The organism is Megasphaera sp. An286 (genome assembly GCF_002163455.1).
GTDB lineage: Bacteria > Bacillota > Negativicutes > Veillonellales > Megasphaeraceae > Megasphaera > Megasphaera stantonii.
In genome coordinates, this window is the sequence record NZ_NFIY01000040.1 from 1 (window position 1) to 3,737 (window position 3,737).

Annotated in this window: 3 protein-coding genes and 1 pseudogene; 1 reads left to right on the forward strand and 3 read right to left on the reverse strand. The window is 50.4% G+C overall.

Annotated elements, in window-relative coordinates:
• Positions 1-214 precede the first annotated feature (214 nt).
• Positions 215-421: pseudogene (locus B5F80_RS11040) on the forward strand (type II toxin-antitoxin system death-on-curing family toxin); the annotation flags it as partial.
• A gap of 233 nt (positions 422-654) precedes the next feature.
• On the opposite strand, the gene B5F80_RS11045 reads toward B5F80_RS11040, so the two are convergent.
• From B5F80_RS11045 to B5F80_RS11060, 3 genes are all read right to left on the reverse strand, one after another.
• Entirely contained in the window at positions 655-1,239 is a 585-nt protein-coding gene (locus B5F80_RS11045) for a sigma-70 family RNA polymerase sigma factor (RefSeq protein ID WP_087478874.1), read from the reverse strand.
• 123 nt (positions 1,240-1,362) lie between these two features.
• A complete protein-coding gene (locus B5F80_RS11050; RefSeq protein WP_239386356.1) occupies positions 1,363-2,490 on the reverse strand; it encodes an S-layer homology domain-containing protein in 1,128 nt (375 codons plus the stop codon).
• Positions 2,491-2,888: 398 nt separating this feature from the next.
• Positions 2,889-3,299: a hypothetical protein gene (locus B5F80_RS11060; RefSeq protein WP_087478875.1), complete on the reverse strand. Its 411-nt coding sequence runs from the start codon at positions 3,297-3,299 to the stop codon at positions 2,889-2,891.
• Positions 3,300-3,737: the final 438 nt, after the last annotated feature.

Consider the following 3,737-nt stretch of genomic DNA (forward strand, 5'->3'; position numbering starts at 1 on the left):
CTTTCAGTGCTTCCTGAATATCTTCTGCGGATTGAATGTCATATTCTTGAAACAGTTGTTGAATAATGCTGCGTTTTCCTTCGGTCATAATGACCTTATGTACCGGTTTTTTTTCTCTTGCCATGATAGTAAGCCTCCTATGATTTAGATTGTATCATAGAAGACCTATACCTGGCAGTTATTTACAGAAAAAGCTTCACATAGTCCCCGTCTTTGTTATGGTCTGGCGAAAAATCATCCTTTCCGCGACGGCAACAAACGTTCTGCGGTTCACAGTATGTTGGTCTTTCTGTACATCAATGAGATAGAATTAGAGTATACCCAGCTTGAACTTGAAGAAATGATTATCGCTGTCGCTGATAATCGCATGTCTAGCGATGAATTAAAAGATTGGATTGAAAAAAGAATACAAAAGAAATAATCATCAATTGCCGTCGTGAACGATCATCCGGCAGCTTAAAGTGATTATGACCTACAGCGGAGCTCATAAATTACGTTGCAGATGTATTGAGAGGTAATCCCCTATGGATGATGCAATCGAAAATATCAAGATGTAGGTTTGACGAAATCGCTCACGATGTGAGCGATTTTTTCGTAAATGAATGTACAATCTAAGTGCAACATCTGAAATAAAAAATTAACACATGCACCACCCTATTCCACATCGCAGCCGTATATGCCCTCATGAAACTTGACCATAGCCGCTTTTGTCAGCTTATGAGCCTGCGACAGGGACAGGCCGTAGCGTCGGGCCACGTCTTCGTAGGTCAGGTCGTGCTGACAGCGCAGGCGGAGAAATCGTTGTTCTTCTTCCGTCAGGCTGTTCAGGCATTTGCGCACCAGCTCCCGTACTTCGGACAACACGGCCTGCCGGTGCGGGTCCTGCTCGTCGCCGCCCGTCAAGCCTAAGGCTTCGGCGCTCTCGTCTATATGAAGGGCCGTCTCTACCGATTCCATATATGCCTTAAACCGCCGGCTTTCTCTTTTAAACCCCCGGTCTACAGCCCTACGAAAGGCCTTGTGAGCTTCGTCGCCGCAAGTTACGTCGAAGGCATGGATGCATTCCAAAATCGCCAGTTGGGCCACTGACACGGCTTCGTCCAGTGAGTCGTAGCAATACCGGTGCCGCCGGGCGTATTTGCAAATCAAGGGCCGGAACTGTTGCAATATCAGCAATACCGCCTCTTCCTCGCCTTTCTGAGCGCGTTCTATCCATTGGCATACTACGGTTTGATTCATGGGAAGTTCCTCCTTTAAATGAATAAAATGATAGAAAAAACGAGCCGAGGTTTCCCCCGACTCGTTTTTCTTCCTTGCGTCAGCTACGCGGCAGCTATACGCAAAGTTCCCCTCTGTATGAAATTAGTTAGCCCGTACCCGTTCAATCGTCGGGTTGCCGTCTTTGTCCTTCGCCACCGTCGCGATGTGGAAGAACTGCAATTCCGGCTTAAATTCTTCTACCAGACGAGCGTCTACTTCCGCACCGGCCTGAATGGCGTTGTAAACGATCTGGGCAAATTCATAGCGGGTCATGGTACGGTCGCCCTTGAATTCGCCATCAGGATAGCCCTTGACCAAGCCGCTCTTGGCCATAGCTTCCACAGCTTCATAAGCCCAGTGGTTTTCCGGCACATCCGGGAACATGGACGAATCCGTTTCCGTCTGTACGCCGACTAATGCGTTGACCATGGCCGTCAATTTCTGGATCTGCGCATCCTGCTTAGCTACGATGTCGCGCATGGACTTGATTTCCTTAGCCATAGCGACGCGGGACGTCGTGACGTGGCTGCTGCCTGCGCCGATTTTCAGCGATACGCCGGCATTAATCATGTTTTCCCCATTGCCGAAAGTACCGCCGACGCTGAACATCGTATCTTCATTGGGACGATAGAAGGTACCGACAGCAACAGCGTTTTCACCACCATAGTTGCCATAACCGGCTGCAAAGTCCCACTTAGCGTCCGGATCGAAATCCAGCGGATGCAAGGCCGCCAAAGCAGCTGCGCCAGCGCCGACCTTATCAATGCGACTATCAAGGTTGTCAACACGATGGTTCAAATCAGCAATGCCTACTGTATTCTTGTTGATTTGATTCCAAGCAGCATTAAGTTGTCTACCATTCACAGCATCTAAAGAATTTGCAGCAATTCGACCGTCAGAGACATTTGTAATTTTATTACCTTCAGCACTGAGTCCATTATGAAATTTTGCTTCTCCATAAACATCTTGACCGTTCATTACAACTTGATGTCCATTTACTTGCTGGTTCTGTGCAACAGTCTGATTCCCCTTGATCGTCGAATCGCCGTTCACCTGCTGGTTCTGTTCGACCGTCTGGTTGCCTTTGATCGTCGAATCTCCGTTTACCTGCTGGTTCTGTTCAACCGTCTGGTTGCCCTTAATGGTAGAATCGCCATATATGGTAGATCCGTCATAAACAGTCTGGCCTCCCGTTACTGTCTGGCCGTCAGTTACCTTTTGGCCTCCCACTACTGTCTGGCCATCTCCTATAGTCTGACTGCCGTCAACTTGAGAATTTCCAGAATTAACAGAATAATCTGAATAAATACCACTCGTTTTCATAGTTCCATCAGAAGAAATATGAAACTTATCGTATTTACTATTTCCATCTTGATCTACTAATCCAAAGCCAGTTCCTTGTATCCAATTAGCTGCCTGTACGGACATGCCGCCAATACCGGCAGTCAATACCAGCGCAGCTAACACAGTCGCCGTGTTCTTTCCTATGCGGCTACTAGCCCCTTTCGTACAGCTATGCGCAAGCTCCGACACGACGACGTATTGATGTTTTACTTTGCTCCATATAACCTTATAAATCCGGTTCATATTCATTTCCTCCTTATGATTCATACTTGGCTTCGCGTGTTTTATTTTTTTCTGTGCAGGGAAAACCATTTCTCGCGGCAGGTCAGGCTGCAGAAGGTCGTTCGTCTGTCCTTGGCCTCGCTCACTTCGACGAGGGCGCCGCAGTTGCGGCAGCGAAAGGAGCGGCGGATGACTACGGACGTCACCTTTTTGGAGTGCTTCCAATAGAGCCTCTCACAGTGGGCCGAGCAGAATTTAGTCCGCCGGTCCGTCGGCTCTGTGACCCGCACGAGGCGGCCGCACTTGATGCAGCGGAAGCTGCGCAGGGCCTCGGCGTCTTTGGGAGGCCGCACGTGGTTGTTCGCGCCGTGCCGGTGGGCGTACCGCCGGCAGTAAGAGCTGCAGTATTTCTGCGTCGCCCTGTCGGCTAGGAAATCCTTTCCGCAGATGGGGCATACAGCCGGCCGTTTCATAGGCTGACCTTGCCGTCTCCAGCAGCCATATACCGTCCGGCCTGCTTCCAGCCAAGGCAGGCACGCAAAAAAGACAGCATAAACCTATGCTGCCTAAAACACACGCTATGATGCATAACAGGGCGCACGAATCCCCGGATAGTCGTCGTCAGTACTGTATACGGGACGGATGCATATTTATGGGTATAACGGTACCCCCCCCCCCGTATATGTATTGGCGTTTTTATCCCAGGATGTATTCACCCTGTTATTCCAACGGTTCAAGCCAGAGAACATATCTTTCACCCCCTTTATAGCATTCAATATATCACTTTACTAGAATAAATAAAATGGGGGGGGGGGGGGGGGGGGGGGGGGGGGGGGGGGGGGGGGGGGGGGGGGGGGGGGGGGGGGGGGGGGGGGGGGGGGGGGGGGGGGGGGGGGGGGGGGGGGGGGGGG

Coding starts and splice junctions, on each gene's coding strand:
- B5F80_RS11045 (WP_087478874.1), bottom strand. CDS start 1,239: ATGAATCAAACCGTAGTATGCCAATGGATAGAACGCGCTCAGAAAGGC.
- B5F80_RS11060 (WP_087478875.1), bottom strand. CDS start 3,299: ATGAAACGGCCGGCTGTATGCCCCATCTGCGGAAAGGATTTCCTAGCC.